A 20540-nucleotide genomic window follows, 5' to 3' on the forward strand; every position below is an offset into this window, starting at 1 on the left:
TCGTCAGGCCGCCAGGCGCCTGACGGGAGGGAGGGCTGCGGTGATCGCCTCGATCAGAGTGTGGATTTCCAGCGGTTTGGCGACGAAGCCGTCCAACCCGGCGTCCACACCTTGCCGGCGCACCTCGGTGGAGACATCGCCGGACAACAGGATCAGCGGGGTGCGCTGTCCCGGCGTCTCTTCGGCGCGAATGCGACGGGCGGCCTCGAATCCGTTGCAGATCGGCATGCGCAGATCCAGCAGGACCAGGTCATAGTAGCCGTCACGCCAGGCCGCGACCGCCTGATCGCCGTCGTTCACCACAGTCACCTGCATGCCAAGGTTCGGCAGGATTGCGGACAGAACCCGGCGGTTCACAGCGTTATCGTCGGCCGCAAGGATGCGCAGATCGGCCAGGACAGGTCTGCTGTCCGCGTCGGCCATGACGGCCTTGCCCCGCGACAACGGAAGCTCGACGGTGAAGCACGAGCCTTGGCCCGGTTCGCTTTCAACCGTGATGTCGCCGCCCATCATCCGCGCAAGAGAGCGAGAGATCGAAAGGCCCAAACCCGTGCCGCCGTGCTTGTGGGCCGTTTCCGCACTCGCCTGGACATAGGGTGCAAACAGGCGCCCCTGTGTGGTCTCGTCCATGCCGACGCCGCTGTCGCGCACCGCAATGCGCAGACCGCCCGCGCCCAAGGCGCTGACGGACACAAGCACTTCGCCCTTGTCCGTGAACTTCACGGCGTTTGAGATCAGGTTGGCCAGAATCTGGCCGATGCGGACCTTGTCGCCGATCCAGTCGCCAGCGGCGTCTGGGGCCACGTCGAGCCGCAAGACCACGCCCTTCTTGCGCGCCACCTCGCCGAAGGCCGCATCCATGCGGGCCAGCAGCCGTGTCAGATCGAAATCCGCGTCCAACAGTTCCAGGCGGCCGGCCTCGATCTTCGATGCGTCCAACAGATCGTTCAGCAGAGCCGTCAGCGTCTCCCCGGATTCCAGCGCGACCTCCAGGCGCTCCTTCTGCGTCGGGGGGATCGGTTCGCTGGCCATGACTTGCAGCATGCCCAGCATGCCGTTCAGCGGCGTCCGAATTTCGTGGCTGACGATCGCCAGGGTTTGGGTCTTGGCCTTGGCGTAGGCGAGGGTCTCGCGTTCTCGGCGTGCTGATGCCCGAACCGCCCAGATGGCCAGACTGGCGCCCAGTCCCAGCGCCGCCAGCGCGACGCCGGCCACTGTCAGACGGGCGGATGCATAGGCCCGGTCACGCGCATCCTCGCGTTCCAACGTGAGCGCCGCCTCTTCCGCCCGAAGGTCGCCCACCAACCGTCTCAGATCGTCCATGGCCACGCGGCCGTGCTCGGCCAAGGCCGGATCTCGGGCCTCGCTTTGCGGCCGCGACAGTTGCGGGTCGGCGTAGATGGAGCGCCACCGGACCATGGCCAGACGAAGCTTGTTCAGCCGGATGGTTTGCGAAGCGTTGTCCGCCGTCAACCGCGACAGGGTGGCCAGACCATAGGCGAATTCCTGCTCGCCGGCGACATAGGGTTGCAGGAAGGCCCGGTCGCCATTGCTTTCGGAATAGCCTCTGACGCCGGTTTCCTGATCCAGCGCTGCAGCGAGCAGGTCGGCGGCGGCCTTCTCGACGTCGGCCGTATGCTGCAACGAGCGGTCGGCGGTCTGGATGGTGGACAGGTTGCTGAAAACCACGAAAACCATCGCAGCCATCATCGCCGTCATCGTGCCGATCATCAGCGCGGCGGAGCGCCCCGCGCGGGTCTTCATCAAGGCCCTTAAGCGCGTGAAGGCGGCGTGGATTTTCATGTACGGAACCGTATGGTGATGTCCGAGCTGTCGTAGAACCGCACGATGAACATTGTCTTTCCAACCTTGTCAGGATGATCCTTCAGGGCGTGGACACAATGTCACGGAGGCGCAGGCCAGCAGAGGCGAGGGCGACTGAGGGCAGGGGCCGCTGTTGAGTATCGACCCGAGGCGGACCATCCCGAAAATAGGGTGTAATCTGTGCACTTCGTCTGAAATCGGCGGCGGACGAAATTGAGCTGCACCCCGAAAACGAGTGCAAAGTGCAAAACCGTGCAATTTGCGAGCGCGCTGATGTTTTCAAAGACCGGCCGGGATCATCGCGCGGTTTGAAGGGGCGTCAGGTCGATTGACGCTGCTGGATCCCAGGGGTCTGAAAACGCAGCGGGTCGGTCGCGAGCTTGGGATGGGAAGCGGCTGTGCCGACCGCTCAGGCGGGCCGTTTACCCTTTGCCGGATCGAACTGCTGAACGGCCTGATTGATCTGCACATTGGCGCCATGGGCGATCCGAAGCCCCGCGCTTGTGCGGTGCAGAACCAGTGACATCCGGTCCTTTGAAGGCGGGACCGATTGTCCATCCGGGGGCGTGAAGGCGCCCATGTTCCAGCGCGCGACGACGATCAGCGCATCGGCGCCCAGGGGCACGATGCTCTCGACCTCTTCGAGGGTCAGCGGCACGCTGCGGAACATCGTCTCCAGATAAACCCGGTGCGCCAGTTCGGCCTGCGCCTTGCCCTGCCAGTGCATGCCGACGATGTTGACCCAGTGAATGTCATCGGTGGCCAGGCGGAACATTCTGGCGGCGTCGCCGGCGTTCCATGACGCCTGATATTCGGTCAGGAGGGCCGAAACCGCCCTCGCATCGTCGATCGTGGTGGCGGCGGAGGCGGAGGAACTGATCAGTGCGCCCATCGAGGCGACGGCGACGAAACTTCGGCGATCCATGGCGATCTTCTCCAGAAGAGGTTTCACCATACACTGTTATCTTCGCAATCCCCTATTCGCAGGGCATGTGGTTCGTCGGCCTGACGCGGCGCGGAAAAACAGGGTGCAATCTGTGCACTTCGTCTGAAATCGACGACAGGCGAAGTTGCATTGCGACGGCGAAAACAGTGCAAGGTGCAAGAAAGTGCAACTCGATGGCGTTGACGTTTTCAAAGACCGGCCGGGATTATAGGCCGGTGTTGAAGGGTGCCGGGTCGATTGACGATGGTGGCTCCGAAGCGACTGAAAAAGCTGCGGATCGGTTGCAGGATTAGGATGGGAGAGGCGTGAAGGCCGTTGTCGATATCAACCTGGTCCTATGCGGAATCCACACCTCAAGACGGACATTTCTAATGTCAGCTAGGGGTGGAAAGCGGACGTGTGCTGCGGAGCGAGAAGCGGCCTTCATGCGGTCGTCCCAGCATTAGCCCCGTTCAGGATACGGCGGACGCTGGGACTGCCAGCACGACTCCGTGACGGACGCGGTGGTGTTGCTCCACTCGACCCAAGGTCCGCCGTATGTGGAGAATTGAACCTCCAAACCGGCCGGTCCACGACCGGGTGCCCAGAAGACGTGAGGGCCAACGCCGTCGGGCGCAGGAGGATTGGAGTAGCCCGCCTCTCGCGCCTGTGATCTGGATTGATCGTCCAACGGGACGATCAATCCAGGCACCCGCAACTCGTTCGCGCTCAACAGCGCTTCGACAAGCCCAGGGCAATCCCGGCTATCCGCCCATTTGATCTGTTCTTGGCCGTCCCAAGAGTCGAGCGCGCGTCGCGCAAAAACAACCGGATCAACGCCCTCACGCATCCACCCGGAAGACACGACCCAAAATTCCGTAATCCACCTGGCAGGATCGTTGCGGGCAAAGGCTATGACCAAGGCGCCTTGCGGAGCATGATCGTAGCTGGCGCGCATACCATAGCGCGGCGGCGAGACAGCATCCGGCTCCTGTGCCATCGCCAGTGCGGGCCACGAAAGGACGGCACACGCGATCGAAATTGCTCTGAGCATTCTAGGGACCCTTGGACAAACCGACCCATCTGTAATCTGAGATGGGAGCCAGTCTCGCGCCCAATAATGTCCGCTGTGGGTCGAAATCGGCTATGAAATCGCCCGCACGAAACCGACCTTCGAGACACCCATGACCTACACCCTTTACGGCATTCCCAACTGCGACACGGTCAAGAAGGCGCGGGTCTGGCTGGAGCAGCAGGGGGTCGATTTTGTCTTCCATGACTACAAGAAGGCCGGGGTCGATGCGGCGCAGCTGGGGCTGTGGATCGACGAGCATGGGTGGGAGACGGTGCTGAACCGGGCCGGGACGACGTTCAAAAAGCTGCCGGATGCGGACAAGGCGGACATCGACAAGGCCAAGGCGATCGCGCTGATGCTGGCGCAGCCGTCGATGATCAAACGGCCGTTGCTGGACCTGGGGGATCGGCGGCTGGTGGGGTTCAAGCCCGAGGTCTATGCCGCCGCGCTCACCTGAGCCGGACGGTCGCGGCGACGCCGAAGTGGTCCGAGGGGTATTCGCCGTTCGTGGGTGCATCGCCGAAGACGTGGGCCTCGACGGCGACGAAGAACTCCGGCTCGACGAAGATGTGGTCGATGACGCGGTCGGGGTGACCCTTGGCCGGGTTCAGGGTGGTGGCGACCGAATCACGGGGCAGGGCGCTGAGGAAGCGCGGGCCGGTCAGGGTCGCCAGGCCTGAATCCTCCAGGGGCGCATTGAAGTCGCCCATGACGATCAGCGGCACGCTCTCTTGCGGCAGCCAGCTGAGCAGGGACGAGATCTGGCGCGCGCGCACCGGGCCAGCGTCGGGCTGCCAGGCCAGATGGGTGACGACGACATCGACCGGCCGCCCCTGAACCGAGACGCGAAGACGCAGCGCGGTGCGGAAGTCGTCCAGCGGGTCCAGCTTGATGGAGTCTTCGGCCAGCACCGGCCGGCGGGTGAGCAGGGCGTTGCCGTATCGGCGCGGCGCCCCCTCGGGATCGGTCGAGACGAAGGCGACGTGATAACCGCCCAGCTCGCGCGCCAGCATGCGGGCCTGGTTCTCCAGACCGACGTTCGCATCCTCCAGTACTTCCTGAAGGGCGATGACATCGGCGTCCTGGGCCTTAAGCGCCGCGATCAGCAGCGGGCGGCGGGCGGTCCAGTCGCCGAGATTGTGCCAGATGTTGAAGGTGACGAGCCTTAGCCCAGCGGCCGGGCGCGCCGCCGGGGTGGTGGCGCAGGCCGCCAGCGGCGCGAACGCTGCGGCGGCCAGAAGGGTGCGACGCCCGATCACGCCGTGTTCAGCCCTCGACGTCCGTGACGGGGCGGTCGTGGCCGTCGGCGCGTTCGGTCACCCACGTTCCGTCTGCGGTCGCATATTCGATGGAGGCGGTCTCGTCCGGAACGCGCTGCTCGCGCGAGACGCGGACGGCGGCGGCCTTGGCGTCGTCATGGGTGGGATAGGTCTCGGAATAGGTGCCGCCGGACATATAGGCCCAGCCGCCGTCGTGTTCGACGATGCGATAGGTGACATGGGCCATGGGACGCGCTCCTGAGGTTGATGTTCGGACCCTAGACCGAACCGGCGCCGGCTGGAACGGCGACCTTACGAAGATTTCACGTAAGGCGGCGCATCCGTGGAGGCGCCCTGCAGCCTCTTGTGATCAGAAGGCCGCCGCATCAGGCTGCTGCACACAAAGAGAGAACCGTTATGGAATGGACCCCGGTCTTCATCGTTTTCACCATCTTCGCCTCGATCGTCGCGGTGGTGGTCGGCCCGAGCTATCTGAAGAGCCGCGAACGGCGCGAGGTGCAACTGACCGTCCGCCACGCGGTGGACAAGGGCCAAACCCTGCCGCCCGAGCTGATCGACGCCATGACCAAGGACGTTCAGAAGGGGCTGCCATCGCGCAGCAAGGATATTCGCAAGGGCGTTCTCAGCCTGGCGAGCGGCGTGGGCATCGCCGGATTTGCGTTCACGGTCGGCGGTTTCACCAGCCAATGGGGCGGAAACGGCGAGGGGCCTCTGCTGGGCCTGGCCTGCATTCCCGCCGCCATCGGCGTCGCCTTCATCATCCTGGGCTTCTTCAACCCGAACAAAGACTGACGTCCGCCGGAAGGGGGAAACGTCATGGTCAAGACACTCAGAGACTTTCACGATGTCGAGCTGGCCGCCCAGGCGGCGGCCGGCGGGCGGCGCGAGTATGGCGAACTGGTCCGGCGGCACGGGTCGGCGGTGCGGGGGCTGCTGCGACGGATGGGGGCCACGCCGTCCCTGTCCGACGACGTGGCGCAGGACGCCTTTCTGCAAGGGTTCCAGCGTTGCTCGGAGTTTCGGGGGCAGGGCACCTTTGCGGGCTGGATCAAGAAGATCGCCGCGCGGCTTTATCTGAAGCGGGTCGCCAAGGAGGCCCGCTATGTGGCCGAGGTCGAGACGGATCAGGCGGATGTCGTGGTCGATCGCGGCGGTCTGATGGATCTGGATGAGGCGCTGAAGACGCTCAACGAAACCGAGCGGGTGTGCGTGTCCCTGTGCCACGGCGCGGGGATGTCCCATCCCGAAATCGCGGCGGCCATGAATTTGCCGCTCGGAACGGTGAAATCCCATGTCAAACGTGGTCTGGATAAACTTCGCGCGCGGCTTCAACCGGCGCAGGGCGACGGGAGGTCGATCCATGTCGGCTGATGAATTCGATCCGATGATCGAGCGGATGTTCGCGCAAAGCCCACGACTGGCGGACGAGGCCCTGTTCCTGGCGACGCTGCAGGCGCGGATGGAGAAGCAGTCGCGCTGGCGGGTGCTGGCGTTGACGGCGGCCGGGTTGATCGGGGGGACGCTGGCGATTCGCGAGGGGTTGAGCGTGAACTTCGCCTCTGGCGGCGAGACGACCCTGGACCAGGGAATTCGCGCGGCGGCGGCGACGGCGCAGGGCGCGGCCCAGTCGGGACTGGACGGCCTGGGTCTTCAAGGTCTGGGTGTCGGCTCGGTCGATCTGTCCGGCAGCACCGGCGTTCTGGCCTTCTGGATCGTGGCCGGGGCCATGGCTGCGGCGCTGGCGGCGGGCGCGGCGCGGTTGTCGCAGGACGTCTGAAGGTGACTTCGCCGGCGGGCGGGCCTATCTGAACTGCGTTCAGACAGGAGGCCCGCCGGATGTCCATTCAAACGCAGGAGACCGTCAAGCGGATCTCCGTTCCCGATATCGCCGGTCGCAAGGGCGGCGAGCCGATCGTCTGCCTGACCGCCTATGACGCGCCGATGGCCGCGCTGCTGGACCCGCACTGCGACGTGCTGCTGGTCGGCGACAGCCTGGGCATGGCGGTTCACGGCCTGCCCAACACTGTGGGCGTCACCCTGGAGATGATGATCCTGCACGGGCAGGCGGTCATGCGGGGCGCCAAGCGGGCCATGGTGGTCGTGGACATGCCGTTCGGCTCGTACGAGGGCGGCAAGGAGGTCGCCTACGCCAACTGCGTGCGGGTGATGCAGGAAACGGGCGCCCAGGCGGTGAAGCTGGAGACCAGCATCGAACTGGCCGAGATCGTCGCCTTCCTGGTCAAGCGCGGCATACCGGTCATGGGCCACGTGGGCCTGCGTCCCCAGGCGATCCTGGCCGAGGGCGGGTTCAAGGCCAAGGGGCGCACCGACTACGAGCGTGAACGGGTGATGGCCGAGGCCAAGGCCACGGCAGAGGCGGGCGCCTTCTGCATCGTCATCGAAGGCGTCGCCGAATCGTTGGCGCGCGAAATCACCGAGACCATCGACACGCCGACCATCGGTATCGGCGCATCGGCCGCCTGCGACGGTCAGGTGCTGGTGATCAACGACATGCTGGGCATGTTCGACTGGACCCCGCGGTTCGTGCGCAAATACGCCGATCTGCGCACTGAGATCGACCGCGCGGCCGCCGCTTTCGCCGCTGATGTGAAAACCCGCCGTTTTCCTGCCGAAGTCGAGACCTACTTCTCGAAAAAGCCGGCTTCGCAGTAACGGACGACGTTGCGGGCGGGGTGCCGACCTTCTAGGGTCCGCGCCGGTTTGCATTTCGCGATTTTGGGGCGACGTTTCAGTGGTTGATGTCTTCGAGCAGGTCGAGGAGGAGCTTCGCTCCGACAAGTTGAAGCGTCTGGCCAAGACCTGGCTGCCCGTCTTCGGCGTGGTGCTGGTTGTCGCCCTGATCGGCGCATTGGGCTGGTGGGGCTGGGACAGCCTCAACTCCAGCAAGGCCGGCAAGGCCGCCGAGGCCTATGATCGCGGCATGGAGGCCCTGAGGGCCGACAAGCCGATGGACGCCCGCGCCGCCTTCGAGGAAGCGGTCAAGGAAGGCAACGGCGCCTACAAGGTCATGGCCCTGCAACAGCAGGCCGGCCTGGCCGTCAGCGCCAACAAGTTCCCCGACGCCGTCCGCCTGTTCGACGAAGCCGCCAAGGCGTCCAGCGATCCGCTGCTGTCGGATCCGCCCGCGCTGAAGGCCGCCTTCCTGATCATGGACACCGCGCCGCTCGCCGATATCGAGGCCCGCCTGACGCCGCTGGCCGAAGACGACCGTCCGCTGCACGCCTTCGCCCAGGAAGCCCTGGCCCTGGCGCGTCTGCAACACGGCAAGACCAAGGAGGCCCGCGAGGCCTTCGTCCTGCTGCAACTGGGTCAGGACGTGCCGGATACCGTGCGTCAACGCGCCCAGATCGCGGTGGAATCCATCGACGCCGGCACCGCAGGCGCGATCAAGCCCATCATCGACGCCGCCGCCAAGGCCACGCCGCCCGCCGCCGGCGCCGCGAATGCGATGACCCCCTCGGCGCCTGCAGCGGCGGCCCCCGCCGCCGCCCCGGCCGCCCAATAGTGACGACCCCTTACAGGACGCCCCAGATGAACCGAGTTCTGAAAGTCGCGCTGATCTGCGGCGTCGCCGCGACGGTCGCGTCCTGCGGCACCGTGCGCCGCAACCTGCCGTTCGGCCTGGGTGGCGAGGAGGAGGCGGGGGCGACTGCATCGGCCGGCCAGCGGATTTCGGTGCTGGAGTTCGAACAGACGCTGACCCCGTCGGCCGCCCTGTCGGGCCGCGACTTCTTCCTGCCCGGACCCCAGGCGATCACGGCCTGGACCCAGCCCGGTGGGACGACCGAGAACCTGGTCGAACACGTCATCGCCGCCCCCAACTTCCAGATCGCCTGGAAGCGCAACATCGGCGAGGGCTCGGCCCACGTCGGCAACGTCATGGCGCCCATCGTGGCCGCAGACGGCAAGATCTTCGTGCTCGACGGCGAATCGACCGTTTCGGCCGTGTCGGCCGACACCGGCGAAGTCCTGTGGAAGGCCAACGTCAAGAACGCCGACCGTGACCGCAACGGCGGCTTCGGCGGCGGCGTCGCCGTGGGCGGCGGCAAGGTGTTCGTCTCCTCGGGTTATCGGTCGATGTCGGCGCTGGACGCCAACACCGGCGCAGTCGTCTGGACCCAGCAGGTGGACGCGCCGATCCATGGCGCGCCGACCGTGTCGGGCAACCGAGTGTTCGTGGTCGATGTGGACAGCCAGTTGTTCGCCTTCGACGCCGCCACCGGCGCCCAGGACTGGACCTATCGCGGCATCGCCGAGCCGGCGCGCGTCATGCGGGCCTCCAGCCCGGCCGTCAGCGGCAACACCGTCGTCGCGCCCTTCGCCTCGGGCCAACTGGTCGCCCTCAGCGCCCTGAACGGTCAGGCCGTGTGGGAAGAAACCCTCTCGCGCACCAGCCGCACCAGCGCCCTGTCCGAGGTTCGCGACGTCGCGGGCCGTCCGGTCATCAGCCGCGGCATGGTCTATGGCGTCAGCCACTCCGGCGTCCTGTCGGCGCTGGACCTGCGTTCGGGCCAACCCAAGTGGCAACTGCCGGTGACGGGCGTGAACGCGCCCCTGCCGGTCGGCGACGCCGTCTTCGTGGTGTCCAAGTCGGGCCAACTGATCACCGTCAACCGCGACACGGGCCAGATCTACTGGACCCGCGAGCTGAACGAGGGACGCATCCGCAAGGAAGGCGGTTTCTTCGGCTTCTTCGACCGCGAACTGACGCCGCAATGGTCGGGTCCGCTGCTGGCCTCCAACCGTCTGGTGATGGTCAACTCGTTCGGCGAGGCCGTGGCCTTCGATCCCAAGACCGGCGTGGCGCAGACGACCCTGAAGCTGGGCGCGCCCGCCTATATCGCGCCTGCCGCCTACAACGGCGCCCTGTACGTGCTGACCGATAACGGTCAGCTGATCTGCATCCGCTGATTTTCAGCCCGAACTAAGCTAGAAAGCCGACATGGCTCTGAAGGTCGCCATCGTCGGCCGCCCCAATGTGGGCAAATCGACACTGTTCAACCGCCTCGTCGGCAAGCGCCTTGCGCTGGTCGACGATCGCCCCGGCGTGACCCGTGACCGGCGCTATGCCGACGGCAATATCGGCGACATGGATCTGACGCTGATCGACACGGCCGGCTACGAGGACGTCACCGACGACAGCCTGGAAGCCCGGATGCGCGAGCAGACCGAGGCCGCGCTGGACGACGCCGAACTGGTCATGTTCATGATGGACGCCCGCGAAGGCGTCACCTCGCTGGATCGGATCTTCGCCGAGCGTCTGCGCAAGGTGCACAAGCCCATCATCCTGCTGGCCAACAAGTCCGAGAGCCGCGAGAGCGGCGGCGGCGTCGGCGAGGCGCACGCCCTGGGCTTTGGGGAGCCCGTCGCCATCTCGGCCGAGCACGGCGAGGGCATGGCCGATCTATACAAGGCCATCCGCGCGGCGTCCGAAGACATCTTCATCGAAGAGATCGACGAGCCGGACAAGCCGATCCGCATCGCCGTCATCGGCCGTCCGAACGCCGGCAAGTCCACCCTGATCAACCGCCTGATCGGCGACGACCGCCTGCTGACCGGGCCGGAAGCGGGCATCACCCGCGACTCCATCTCGGTCGACTGGCAGTTCGAGGGCAAGAACATCCGCCTGGTCGACACGGCCGGGATGCGTCGCAAGGCGCGGGTTCAGGAGAAGCTGGAGAAGCTGTCGGTCGCTGACACCATCCGCGCCATCACCTTCGCCGAAGTCGTCATCCTGATGATGGACAAGGACGACGCCTTCGACACCCAGGACCTGCAGTTGGCCGACCTGGTCGAGCGCGAAGGTCGGGCCCTGGTCTATGTCGCGTCCAAATGGGACCTGGAAGAAGAGCCCCAGGCCCGCATGGCCAAGCTGAAGGGCATGGCCGAGGACAAGCTGCCTCAACTGAAGGGTTCGCCCTTCGTGGTGCTGTCTTCGCACAGCGGGCGCGGCGTCGAACGGCTGATGCCGGCGGTGCTTCAGGCCTATGACACCTGGTCGGTCAAGGTGAAGACCAAGGATCTGAACACCTGGCTGTCCATGGCCACCCAGCGGCACCCGCCCCCCGCCGTGGATGGCAAGCGCATCAAGCCGAAATATATCGCCCAGACCAAGGCCCGTCCGCCCACCTTCGTGCTGATGGCCAACCGCGCCGAGTCGATGCCGGAGCATTACAAACGCTATCTGGTCAACTCGATCCGCGAGAGCTTCGACCTGCCGGGCACGCCGATCCGCCTGAACGTCAAGTCTAGCGGCGTGAACCCCTATGCCGAGGGCGGCGCCAAGTCGGGGCCCGAACGCTACAAGGGCGACGCCAAGACCGCGCCGCGCCGCGTGATCAAGAAGGCCGAGAAGGAAGAGGCCCTGTCCAAGCTGCCCGGCAAGGCGCTGGAGCAGAAGAAGACTCGCAAGGCTCAGCCCAAGATACTGGCCGGGCTGAAATCCAGCGCCTCCAAGAAGGCCGGCTCGTCCATTGCGGTCCAGAAGGGCGCCCGTGGCGGCGCGCGTCAGGTCTCGCGCTCCGGCCGGATTCGCACGGGCCAAAAGGGCGGCGCCAAGAAGTGACGGCGTGACCGACGCGGTCGCGCCCGTCCTTCCCGATCGGCCGACTTCGCGCTGGCTGATCCTGGACGGGCAGGGGCGGGTGCTGCTGCTGCACTTCGTCTTTTCCAACGGGCCTCTGTCCGGCACGGCCTTCTGGGCCACGCCGGGCGGCGGCTGCGAACCGGGCGAGACCTATGAGGACGCCGCCCGTCGCGAACTGTTCGAGGAGACCGGGCTGGTCGTCGCGGATCCCGGCCCAGAGGTCGCCCAGGTCCGCGTCAGTTTCCGCCTGCCCGACGGTCGCATGGCCGATGTGGATCAGCGGTTCTTCCTGCTGCGCACCGAGGCTTTCGACCTGTCGTCCGCCGGATGGACCGAGGAAGAGCGGGACGTTCTGGTCGCGCATCGCTGGTGGAGCCTCGCCGACATTCGCGCCTCGACCGAAACGATCTGGCCGGCGGAGTTGGCGGATATTCTAGAAGGGCTGTGAACCGTCTTTCGAGATGGGGCGAGGCGTGTGAAGCTGGTGCGGTGCCTCAGTCTCGGAACCCGGTATGCTCTTCACAATCGTTTCGCTCCTTCTGGTCAGCCAGTCCCCCGATCATCTGCCCGCCGATTGCGCGAAGGCGCAGGACACGCTGGCCATCAATGCCTGCGCATCGCGTGACCTGTCGCGCGAGGTGGAACGGATGGATCACTATCTCGTCGCCGCCCGCCGAAACGCGGACGCCGCGGATCAGGGGGCGGGGAAAGCTACGGTTTCGTTGTCGCAACGCGCCTATCTGGATCAGGCCCAGGCGGCGTGGACTGCCTACGCCGACCTTGTCTGCAAGGGCGTGTACGACAAGTGGAACGGCGGCTCGATCCGCAATGTGGCGGCTCTGCGTTGCCGCATCGACATGACGCGAGAGCGTACCCACGTCGTGTGGCGCGACTATCTCACCTACGCCGACTCGACGCCGCCAGAGCTGCCAGAGCCGATCCGCCCTGCATCTGAAGAGTTGTCCTACGAAGACTGAGGTTCGCGGGGCAGCGGATGAGCGCTGTTCTGACTTCTTTTTCGAGACCGATTTTCGCTCGCAAACATAGCGCTTGCCCCGCTGGGGAAAGCGGCGCTTGGGTTTTGGCGCATTGGAGCGCGTCATGACCACGACCCAGATTTTTGATCTTCAGGCGGTTCAGAAGGTGCGAAAGGCGGCGGTTCTCGTCGCTCTTCTCGGCCTGGTCGCCCTGACTATGGTGTCCCAATCCCTCACTGGCGTGGACAGTCCGCTGCACGAAAGCATCGAGGCCGTGGGTCTGGCCGCCATCGTCTTCGCCATCGTGGGCCGTGCCTGGTGCTCGCTCTATATCGGCGGGCGCAAGAAGGCCGAGATCGTCTCGCGCGGTCCCTATTCGATCAGCCGTAACCCGCTCTATATCTTCAGCTTCTTCGGCGCTTTCGGCATCGGCGCCCAGAGCGGTAGCCTGACCCTGGCGGTACTGTTCACCCTGGCGTCCCTGGCGGTCTTCTACCTGACCGTTCGCCGTGAAGAGGCTTGGCTGGGCGCGACCTTCGGCGCCGACTATGCGGCCTACAAGGCCCTGACGCCGCGTTTCTGGCCCAACTTCGCCCTGTGGCGCGACGAGGCGGAACTGTCGGTGCGGCCGTCCTTCTTCCTGACCACCATCCGCGACGGTCTGGTCTTCCTGCTGGCGATCCCGCTGTTCGAAGCCATCGACCTGGCCCAGGCCGAGGGCTGGCTGCGGGTTCTGGCGCACCTGCCCTAAGCGGCTCGGCGCTCCGTCAGCCGACCATCAGGCTTTCGCGCATTCGCGCCGCGTCTCGGCCGGGGGGCAGGCCGAATTGGCGGGTGTATTCGCGGCTGAACTGGGACGGGCTGTCGTAGCCGACGGCGAAGCCGGTCTCGGCCGCGCCATCGAGACCGGTCAGCAGCCGGGCGCGGGCCTCGCGCAGTCTCACCTGTTTGTGGAACTGTAGCGGGCTCATGGTCGTCACGGTGCGGAAATGCCGGTGGAAGCTGGACAGGCTCATGCCCGCCATGTCCGCCAGGGTCTCCAGCCGTATCGGCTCGGCGTAGTGGGCGCGGATCCAGCTGATGGCGCGGCTGACGCCGGACAGGCGGCTTTCGGCCGAGCCGATCTGGCGCACGGTAGCGGCGTGCCGGCTGTGGAGCAGTCGCCAGACCAGTTCGCGCTCGATCATCGGCGTCATCACGGCGATCTCGCCGGGTCGATCCAGAAGGCGCAGCAGGCGGGCCATGGGATCCAGCAGTTCATCCTCCAGCCGGGTCACCTGGATGCCGGTCGGCGGCGGCTGATCCGAGGCGTCGGGGGCGTCGATCTCCAGCATCAGGCCGGCGATGGTGGCGGGGTTCAGATCGAAACTGAGGGCGCGATACGGCGCCTCGACGATGCTGCCGCACACAGGCAGTTCCGCCGACACCACCAGGCAATCGCCGGCCCGATAGGAATAGACCGTTTCGCCCAGGATCGTCTGTTTGGCGCCGCGCACCACCAGGCACAGCATGGGATCATAGGCGACGGCGATCATCCGTGTCTGTGCGTCGCTGCCATACAGGCGCAGGCCAGGTACGGCCGATCGCGACAGATCCGGTGGCGCGTGGCGGGCGACGATGTCGGTCATTTCGGGCAAGAGGCTCATGGATACATCCAACGCTCGTCGTCGCGTGCGCGCAAGCGGGCGAGGGCGGTTTGACAGGATCGTGCAAGATTTCGCCCGGATCGCCCTAACGCCATCCGGCTGAAACGGCGTCTTCTCCGTCTCGTCAGACAGAGGAGATTTCCCATGACAACGACCACTCAAAAGACCTGGTTCGTCACCGGCGCGGCCCGTGGCCTAGGCGCGGGCATCGCTCGCGCCGCTTTGGATGCCGGCGACCGCGTCGTCGTCGCCGGTCGAAACCGCGACGCCCTGATCAAGGCCTTTGGCCCCGATAGCGACGCCGTCCAGTCCGTGGCGCTGGACGTCACGGACGCGGCCGCCATCGCCGCTGCCGTCGAGGCCGCCATGGCCCGCTTCGGCCGCATCGACGTGCTGGTCAATAACGCCGGTTACGGACACCTCGGCATCTTCGAGGAGACGACCGCACAGGACGCCCGCGCCCAGTTCGACACCAATGTCTTCGGCCTGTTCGACATGACCCGCGCCGTCCTGCCGGTCATGCGCGCCCAGCGCTCGGGTCATGTGTTCAACGTCTCGTCGGTTGGGGGCATGGTCGGCGGGGCGTCCGGCGGTATCTATTGCGCGTCGAAGTTCGCCATTGAGGGCTTCAGCGAGTCGATCGCCCAGGAGGTCAGCCCCTTCGGCGTGCATGTCACCATCGTCGAGCCGGGTTTCTTCCGCACCGACTTCCTGGACGCGACCTCGGTCGTCTACGCCGCCAATCCCATCGCCGACTATGCCCAGGCCTCGGCGGCGCTACGCGAGTTTTATGAGGCCCGCAGCCACAACCAAGCGGGCGATCCGGCCAAGCTGGGTCAGGCGCTGGTGGCCATCGCCAATGCGGAAAATCCGCCCGTGCGATGGGCGGCCGGAACGGACGCCGTGGGCATGATCGAGAGCAAGATCGCCGGCCTGACGACAGAGCTTGAGACCTGGCGCGACCTGTCGCAATCGACCGACGGCGACTTCTCTTTCCGTGAGGAACCGGGCGCCAGCGCCTGGGGCTGATCCCGGCCTAGACCAGCGCCTCCATCGTCGGTCCAGCCTTCCAGTCTCGGAACCGGATCGTGAGCGGGGGCGTGGCGTCGCCGTTCGCCAGTTCGACGACCAGAGGTCCGATCTCGGACGGGTGGGGCAGGCCGGACGGGTCTTCGCCCGGATAGGCCTGGGCGCGCATGGCGGTGCGCATCCGGCCGGGATCGACGATGCTGACGCGCACAGGCGTGCTCTCGATCTCGTCGGCCCAGGCCTTAACTAGGGCCTCGGCGCCGGCCTTGGTCGCGGCGTACATGCCCCAGAAGGCCTTGGGCGCGCTGGCGACGCTGGTGGTGAAGTGGATGGCGCGGCCGGCGTCGGAGGCGCGCAGCAGCGGTTCCAGCGAGCGGATCAGGCGATAGACGGCGGTGAAGTTGGTCTTCTCGATCTTGGCGAACTCGCGCGGATCGGCGTGGGACACCGGCGTCAGGCCCGACGGCCCCATGGTGGCGGCGGCATGGACCCAGATGTCCAGCTTCTTGAACCGTTCGAAGATGGCCCCGCCCAGTCGGTCGATGGCCCCGCCGTCCACCAGATCGAACGGGATCAGGGTCGCGTGACGGCCCGTGGCGGCGAAGATCGCGTCGTCCAGCTCTTCCAGACCGCCTTGGGTGCGAGCGGTCGCAATGACGTGCGCGCCCGCCTTGGCCAGGGCCAGCGCGCTCTCATAGCCGATGCCGCGCGAGGCGCCGACGACGAGGGCGATACGGTCTTTCAGGGGAAGTTCGGACATGGGGCGCTGATAGCGCGGCCTTGGCCCTCAAGCCAAGGCCTGCCGCGCCCGAGCTTCGATCAGGCGCTGACCAGCAGCGACAGTTGTTTGGCGCCGAACTCGCGGCCGCCTTCCTGAATCTCGCGATCCAGCAGACGGGTGGGGTAGTCGCCGGTGAAATAGTGGTCGGTGAACTGGGGGGCGGCGTTGTTGCGGCCGGTCTCGCCCATTGCCTGATACAGGCCGTCGATGGACAGGAAGCCGAGCGAATCGACCTCCAGCAGGTCGCGCATCTCTTCCAGCGTCTTGTTGGCGGCCAACAGTTGGGCGCGCTCCGGCATGTCGATGCCGTAGAAGTCGGGGAAGAGAATCTGCGGGCTGGCCGAGCGCAGGTGGACCTCGGTCGCGCCGGCGGCGCGCACGGCGCGAACCAGCTTCAGCGAGGTGGTGCCGCGCACGATGGAATCGTCGATCAGCACGACGCGTTTACCGGCGAGGGCCGACTTGTTGGGGCTGTGCTTCATGCGCACGCCCTTTTGTCGGGCGCCCTGGCTGGGCTGGATGAAGGTGCGGCCAAGATAGTGGCTGCGGATGATGCCCATTTCGTAGGGGATGCCGCTTTCCTGAGCGTAGCCCAGGGCGGCAGGCACGCCAGAATCGGGCACCGGCACGACGATGTCGGCGTCGACGCCCAGCTCGCGGGCCAGGCCCCGGCCCATCTCCTTGCGGACCTCATAGACCGAGCGGCCGTTCACGACCGAATCCGGGCGCGAGAAATAGACGTATTCAAAGAGGCAGGGGCGGGCGACGCGCGCGGGGAAGGGCTTGAGCGAACGCAGGCCGCTGTCGTCGATGACCACGATTTCGCCGTGCTCGACGTCGCGGACGAAGGTGGCGCCCATCATGTCCAGGGCGCAGGTCTCGGACGCCAGCACCCAGGCCTCGCCGACCTGGCCCAGCACCAGCGGCCGGATGCCCAGCGGGTCACGCGCGCCGATCATCTTGGTGCGCGTCTGGGCGACCAGCGCATAGCCGCCCTCGATCCGCGCCAGGGCGTCGATGAAGCGATCGACGATCTTGGCTTTGCGGCTGCGCGCGATCAGGTGAAGGATGACTTCGGAATCCGAGGTCGACTGGAAGATGGCGCCTTCGCTGACCAGTTGGCTGTGCAGGAATTTGAAGTTGGTCAGGTTGCCGTTGTGGGCGATGGCGATGCCGCCCTGGTCCAGGTCGGCGAACATCGGCTGGATGTTGCGAAGGAAGCTGCCGCCTGCGGTCGAATAACGGGTGTGGCCCACGGCCGCGCGGCCGGGCATGCGGGTCATCAGGTCGGCGCCGCCAAAGGCCTCGCCCACCAGACCCTGGTGGCGTTCGGTGTGGAACCGCTCGTCCTTGACGCTGGCGATGCCGCAGGCTTCCTGGCCGCGATGCTGGAGGGCGTGCAGGCCCAGGGCGACGATGGCCGAGCCTTCGTCCTCGTCTGCGCCCCAGACGCCGCAGACGCCGCACTCCAGCCGCAGCTGGTCATCCTCCGGCTCGCGCCAGTGCTCGCGGTGAACGACGGGATCGGCGATATGGTGGCGCATCGTGGGGCTCCGATGACCGGGGAAACTTAAGGGGCGGCTTCGCGCGGCGAGTTAGGCTCTGATTGCGTCCGGGGCAAGGCTTCCTCGTCCGAAAACCCCCTGCGTACGGACGAATCGACCACCGGCGTGATCGCATCGGCGCCCCGCCCGAGGCTGGGCAGGACGATCTGGATGGCGCGGGCGCCCATGGCGCTGACCGGATAGAGGGCCGCATTGGTCAGCCAGCGCGGCGTCCGCTCGCCCGGCAGGGCCGCCACGACGACCAGATGCACCGCCCCGATCAGGACCAGGGCGCGGATGCCGCCGATCAGCAGACCGAACACGCGATCGACGCCGCCCAGGTGCGGATTGTCCTTGGCGCTCTTGGAGATCATCGATCCGACCAGGCGCAGGCCGAAATAGACGACGAAGAAGGTCAGGACGGCCGCCAGGATCGACCCCGCCCATTCGGGATCTACGAACGACCGGCCGATGCTTGCGGTCCACGGCAGGCTGATCAGCGCCACCAGGGCGGCCAGGGTGGCGCTGAGCAGGGTGATGATCTCGCGCACCCCGCCGCGCACCCAGCCGGCGGCGACGGAAAACAGGATCACCACAATGGCGAAGACGTCGTATCCGGTCACGCGTTCGGGATCCTGCGGTTGCTACCGGGGTCTAATAGCGGTTCTGCGAGATTCGTTCGACCACATCCGTCAGACGCGTCACCGACGTCACCTTCACGCCCTTGGTCTTGGCCGTCAGGGTGGGGCTCAGCACCTGATCGAAGCCCAGTTTTTGCGCCTCGCGCAGGCGGGCCTCGGCGCGCCCGACGCTGCGGACCTCGCCCGACAGGCCGATCTCGCCGAAGACGACGCAGCCCTGGGGCAGAGAGACGCCGGTCGCCGAACTGATCAGGGCCGCCGCCGCCGCGAGATCCGCAGCGGGTTCGTTGATGCGCAAGCCGCCCGCAACATTCAAATAGACGTCCTGATCGCCGAAGCCGAAACCACATCGGGCCTCCAGCACGGCCAGCACCATGGCCAGGCGCCCGGTCTCCCAGCCGATCACGGCCCGACGCGGGGTGCCATAGGCGGATTTGGACACCAGGGCCTGCATTTCGACCAGCACAGGGCGCGAGCCTTCGATTCCGGCGAAGACGGCGGCGCCGGGCGCCCGTTCCTTGCCTTCGCCCAGGAAGAGTGCGGACGGATTGGCGACCTCGCGCAGGCCGCTGTCGCCCATTTCGAAAACGCCGATCTCGTCGGTGGCGCCGAAGCGGTTCTTGCCGGCGCGCAGGATGCGGAACGGATAGCCGCGCTCGCCCTCGAAGGTCATGACCGCGTCGACCAGGTGTTCGACCACGCGGGGACCGGCGACCTGGCCGTCCTTGGTGACATGGCCGACCAGGATGACGGCGACGCCCTGCGACTTGGCCAGCCGCACCATTTCGCCGGCGCAGGCCCGGACCTGGGTGATCGAGCCTGGGCCGCTTTCGTGCACGTCGGACCAAAGGGTCTGGATCGAATCGACGATGACGATGTCGAAATGCTCGCGCTTCAGCGTGCCCAGGATTTCACGCAGGGCCGTTGCGGCCGCCAGATTGACCGGCGCGTCCGCCAGACCCATCCGCTTGGCCCGCGCCCTGATCTGCTCCACCGCTTCTTCGCCCGAAATATAGGCGACGCGCGATCCCTTCAGCGCCGCCTTGGCCGCGACCTCGAGCAACAGGGTGGATTTACCGACGCCGGGGTCGCCGCTAAGCAATATGGCCGATCCAGGCACGACCCCACCGCCGCAGACGCGGTCGAACTCGGCCACGCCCGTGGTGATGCGCGGCGGTTCGGGGGTGTCGGACTGCAGGGTCTCGAACTGGATGCCGCGCGACCGGGCCGAGGTGGCAGCCGAGGGTTTGATCGCGCCGGGCGGGGCCGAACGGCTTTCTTCGCTCAGGGTGTTCCACTGGCCGCAGGAACTGCACTGGCCTGACCATTTGCCGTGAACCGTGCCGCAGGACTGACAGACATAGAGGGCGGAATCGCGAGCCATGGGCTTCCTTAGCAGATCGGACGGGGCAGATCGGACGGTTTGGGCCGCCTGTTCGACTGCGCATGGGCCGTATCCACGACAGTTTCGGTCGCAGGTGCAACCTTTGCCATAACAAGGTATTGAGAATCTGTCGCACGCCCTTGCTACTTGAGGCGACGCAACGTCAACATCCGACCTTATCCATCGCCGAGGCGCCCATGACCGATCCGACGTCCCAATCCCAGCCCGCCGTCGATCCGGCGCTCGTCGCCAGGGTCAAGGGCATCCTGTTGCAGCCAAAGATCGAGTGGCTGCGCATCGATGGCGAGTTCGCCACCAACAAGAGCCTGTTCACCCGCTATGCGATGATCCTGGCCGCCATCGGTCCGGTCGCGACCCTGGTCGGCAGTCTGGTGTTCGGCCACGCCTCGATCGTCAGCGCCCTGGTGCTGGCCATCGTCTCGTATGGCCTGTCGTTGGCCAGCGTCTTCATTCTGGGCCTGATCATCAACGCCCTGGCATCCAGCTTCGGCGGCGCCCCCAATCCTGTGCAGGCGATGAAGCTGGCGGTCTATGCCTCGACCGCATCGTGGATCGCGGGCGTGTTCAACCTGATCCCGCTGTTGGGCTGGGTGTCGATCATCGGCGGCATCTACAGCCTGGTCCTGCTGTTCCTGGGCCTGCCGATCCTGATGAAGGTGCCGGAAGACAAGAAGGTCGTCTATTTCATCGTCGTCCTGATCGCTGGACTCATTCTGGGCTTCATCATGGCCGCCATCGTCGGCGCCATCGCCTTGACCTTCGTCGCCTCGACGGCTGGTCTGGCCGCCATCGGCGCAGGCTACTGA

At 66.2% G+C, this 20540-nt stretch carries 22 protein-coding genes; 13 read left to right on the top strand and 9 right to left on the bottom strand.

Features of this window, described 5'->3' with window-relative positions:
* Positions 1 to 3 precede the first annotated feature (3 nt).
* Entirely contained in the window at positions 4 to 1803 is a 1800-nt protein-coding gene (locus tag ACP69V_RS05225) for an ATP-binding protein (RefSeq protein WP_426022943.1), read from the bottom strand.
* 430 nt (positions 1804 to 2233) lie between these two features.
* Positions 2234 to 2779 carry an SgcJ/EcaC family oxidoreductase gene (locus ACP69V_RS05230; protein ID WP_426022944.1) on the bottom strand — a complete coding sequence of 182 codons (546 nt, stop codon included), beginning with the start codon at positions 2777 to 2779 and terminating at the stop codon, positions 2234 to 2236.
* Between the two features lie 1154 nt (positions 2780 to 3933).
* Here ACP69V_RS05230 and ACP69V_RS05235 point away from each other — a divergent pair.
* Positions 3934 to 4281, top strand: coding sequence for an ArsC family reductase (locus tag ACP69V_RS05235; protein WP_426022945.1), 348 nt, complete (start codon positions 3934 to 3936; stop codon positions 4279 to 4281).
* Here the strand turns inward: ACP69V_RS05235 and ACP69V_RS05240 are convergent.
* A complete protein-coding gene (locus ACP69V_RS05240) occupies positions 4274 to 5083 on the bottom strand; it encodes an endonuclease/exonuclease/phosphatase family protein (RefSeq protein ID WP_426022946.1) in 810 nt (269 codons plus the stop codon). The genes ACP69V_RS05235 and ACP69V_RS05240 overlap by 8 nt on opposite strands.
* A gap of 7 nt (positions 5084 to 5090) precedes the next feature.
* The gene (locus tag ACP69V_RS05245; protein ID WP_426022947.1) at positions 5091 to 5330 is read right to left on the bottom strand and encodes a DUF2188 domain-containing protein; all 240 of its coding nucleotides are present in this window, start codon (positions 5328 to 5330) and stop codon (positions 5091 to 5093) included.
* Between the two features lie 170 nt (positions 5331 to 5500).
* On the opposite strand from ACP69V_RS05245, the gene ACP69V_RS05250 reads away from it, so the two are divergent.
* From ACP69V_RS05250 to ACP69V_RS05295, 10 genes are all read left to right on the top strand, one after another.
* Positions 5501 to 5896: a DUF6249 domain-containing protein gene (locus tag ACP69V_RS05250; protein ID WP_426022948.1), complete on the top strand. Its 396-nt coding sequence runs from the start codon at positions 5501 to 5503 to the stop codon at positions 5894 to 5896.
* 24 nt (positions 5897 to 5920) lie between these two features.
* Positions 5921 to 6475: an RNA polymerase sigma factor gene (locus tag ACP69V_RS05255; protein WP_372694399.1), complete on the top strand. Its 555-nt coding sequence runs from the start codon at positions 5921 to 5923 to the stop codon at positions 6473 to 6475.
* Positions 6465 to 6881 (top strand): hypothetical protein, encoded by a 417-nt coding sequence (locus tag ACP69V_RS05260; RefSeq protein WP_426022949.1) that lies wholly within the window; start codon positions 6465 to 6467, stop codon positions 6879 to 6881. The genes ACP69V_RS05255 and ACP69V_RS05260 overlap by 11 nt, the downstream gene beginning before the upstream one ends.
* A 59-nt stretch (positions 6882 to 6940) precedes the next feature.
* Positions 6941 to 7777: a 3-methyl-2-oxobutanoate hydroxymethyltransferase gene (gene panB, locus ACP69V_RS05265; protein WP_159850638.1), complete on the top strand. Its 837-nt coding sequence runs from the start codon at positions 6941 to 6943 to the stop codon at positions 7775 to 7777.
* 79 nt (positions 7778 to 7856) lie between these two features.
* Entirely contained in the window at positions 7857 to 8630 is a 774-nt protein-coding gene (locus ACP69V_RS05270; RefSeq protein WP_426022950.1) for a tetratricopeptide repeat protein, read from the top strand.
* A gap of 26 nt (positions 8631 to 8656) precedes the next feature.
* On the top strand, positions 8657 to 10036 hold the full coding sequence (locus ACP69V_RS05275) for a PQQ-binding-like beta-propeller repeat protein (protein WP_426022951.1): 1380 nt from the start codon (positions 8657 to 8659) through the stop codon (positions 10034 to 10036).
* Positions 10037 to 10067: 31 nt separating this feature from the next.
* Positions 10068 to 11690 (top strand): ribosome biogenesis GTPase Der, encoded by a 1623-nt coding sequence (gene der, locus ACP69V_RS05280; protein ID WP_346497686.1) that lies wholly within the window; start codon positions 10068 to 10070, stop codon positions 11688 to 11690.
* A gap of 4 nt (positions 11691 to 11694) precedes the next feature.
* On the top strand, positions 11695 to 12159 hold the full coding sequence (locus ACP69V_RS05285; RefSeq protein WP_426022952.1) for an NUDIX hydrolase: 465 nt from the start codon (positions 11695 to 11697) through the stop codon (positions 12157 to 12159).
* Positions 12160 to 12223: 64 nt separating this feature from the next.
* Positions 12224 to 12688, top strand: a complete 465-nt coding sequence (locus ACP69V_RS05290; RefSeq protein WP_426022953.1) for a lysozyme inhibitor LprI family protein — start codon at positions 12224 to 12226, stop codon at positions 12686 to 12688.
* 124 nt (positions 12689 to 12812) lie between these two features.
* Positions 12813 to 13439, top strand: a complete 627-nt coding sequence (locus ACP69V_RS05295; protein WP_426022954.1) for a methyltransferase family protein — start codon at positions 12813 to 12815, stop codon at positions 13437 to 13439.
* 16 nt (positions 13440 to 13455) lie between these two features.
* Here ACP69V_RS05295 and ACP69V_RS05300 read toward each other — a convergent pair whose 3' ends face one another.
* A complete protein-coding gene (locus ACP69V_RS05300) occupies positions 13456 to 14334 on the bottom strand; it encodes an AraC family transcriptional regulator N-terminal domain-containing protein (RefSeq protein WP_426022955.1) in 879 nt (292 codons plus the stop codon).
* Positions 14335 to 14478: 144 nt separating this feature from the next.
* Between ACP69V_RS05300 and ACP69V_RS05305 the strand changes: the two genes are divergently transcribed.
* The gene (locus tag ACP69V_RS05305) at positions 14479 to 15363 is read left to right on the top strand and encodes an oxidoreductase (RefSeq protein ID WP_426022956.1); all 885 of its coding nucleotides are present in this window, start codon (positions 14479 to 14481) and stop codon (positions 15361 to 15363) included.
* A 7-nt stretch (positions 15364 to 15370) separates the two neighbouring features.
* On the opposite strand, the gene ACP69V_RS05310 is transcribed toward ACP69V_RS05305, so the two are convergent.
* The 4 genes from ACP69V_RS05310 to radA are packed head-to-tail and all read right to left on the bottom strand — an operon-like array spanning position 15371 to position 19713.
* Positions 15371 to 16123, bottom strand: coding sequence for an SDR family NAD(P)-dependent oxidoreductase (locus tag ACP69V_RS05310; RefSeq protein ID WP_426022957.1), 753 nt, complete (start codon positions 16121 to 16123; stop codon positions 15371 to 15373).
* A 59-nt stretch (positions 16124 to 16182) separates the two neighbouring features.
* Positions 16183 to 17688, bottom strand: a complete 1506-nt coding sequence (gene purF, locus ACP69V_RS05315; RefSeq protein WP_426022958.1) for an amidophosphoribosyltransferase — start codon at positions 17686 to 17688, stop codon at positions 16183 to 16185.
* 26 nt (positions 17689 to 17714) lie between these two features.
* The gene (locus ACP69V_RS05320; protein WP_426022959.1) at positions 17715 to 18311 is read right to left on the bottom strand and encodes a CvpA family protein; all 597 of its coding nucleotides are present in this window, start codon (positions 18309 to 18311) and stop codon (positions 17715 to 17717) included.
* A 31-nt stretch (positions 18312 to 18342) separates the two neighbouring features.
* Positions 18343 to 19713: a DNA repair protein RadA gene (gene radA, locus ACP69V_RS05325; protein ID WP_426022960.1), complete on the bottom strand. Its 1371-nt coding sequence runs from the start codon at positions 19711 to 19713 to the stop codon at positions 18343 to 18345.
* A 197-nt stretch (positions 19714 to 19910) separates the two neighbouring features.
* Here radA and ACP69V_RS05330 point away from each other — a divergent pair, with 197 nt between their 5' ends.
* Positions 19911 to 20540: a Yip1 family protein gene (locus ACP69V_RS05330; RefSeq protein WP_426022961.1), complete on the top strand. Its 630-nt coding sequence runs from the start codon at positions 19911 to 19913 to the stop codon at positions 20538 to 20540.

It is taken from the genome of Brevundimonas sp. PWP3-1b1, from assembly GCF_049896065.1.
GTDB lineage: Bacteria > Pseudomonadota > Alphaproteobacteria > Caulobacterales > Caulobacteraceae > Brevundimonas > Brevundimonas intermedia_B.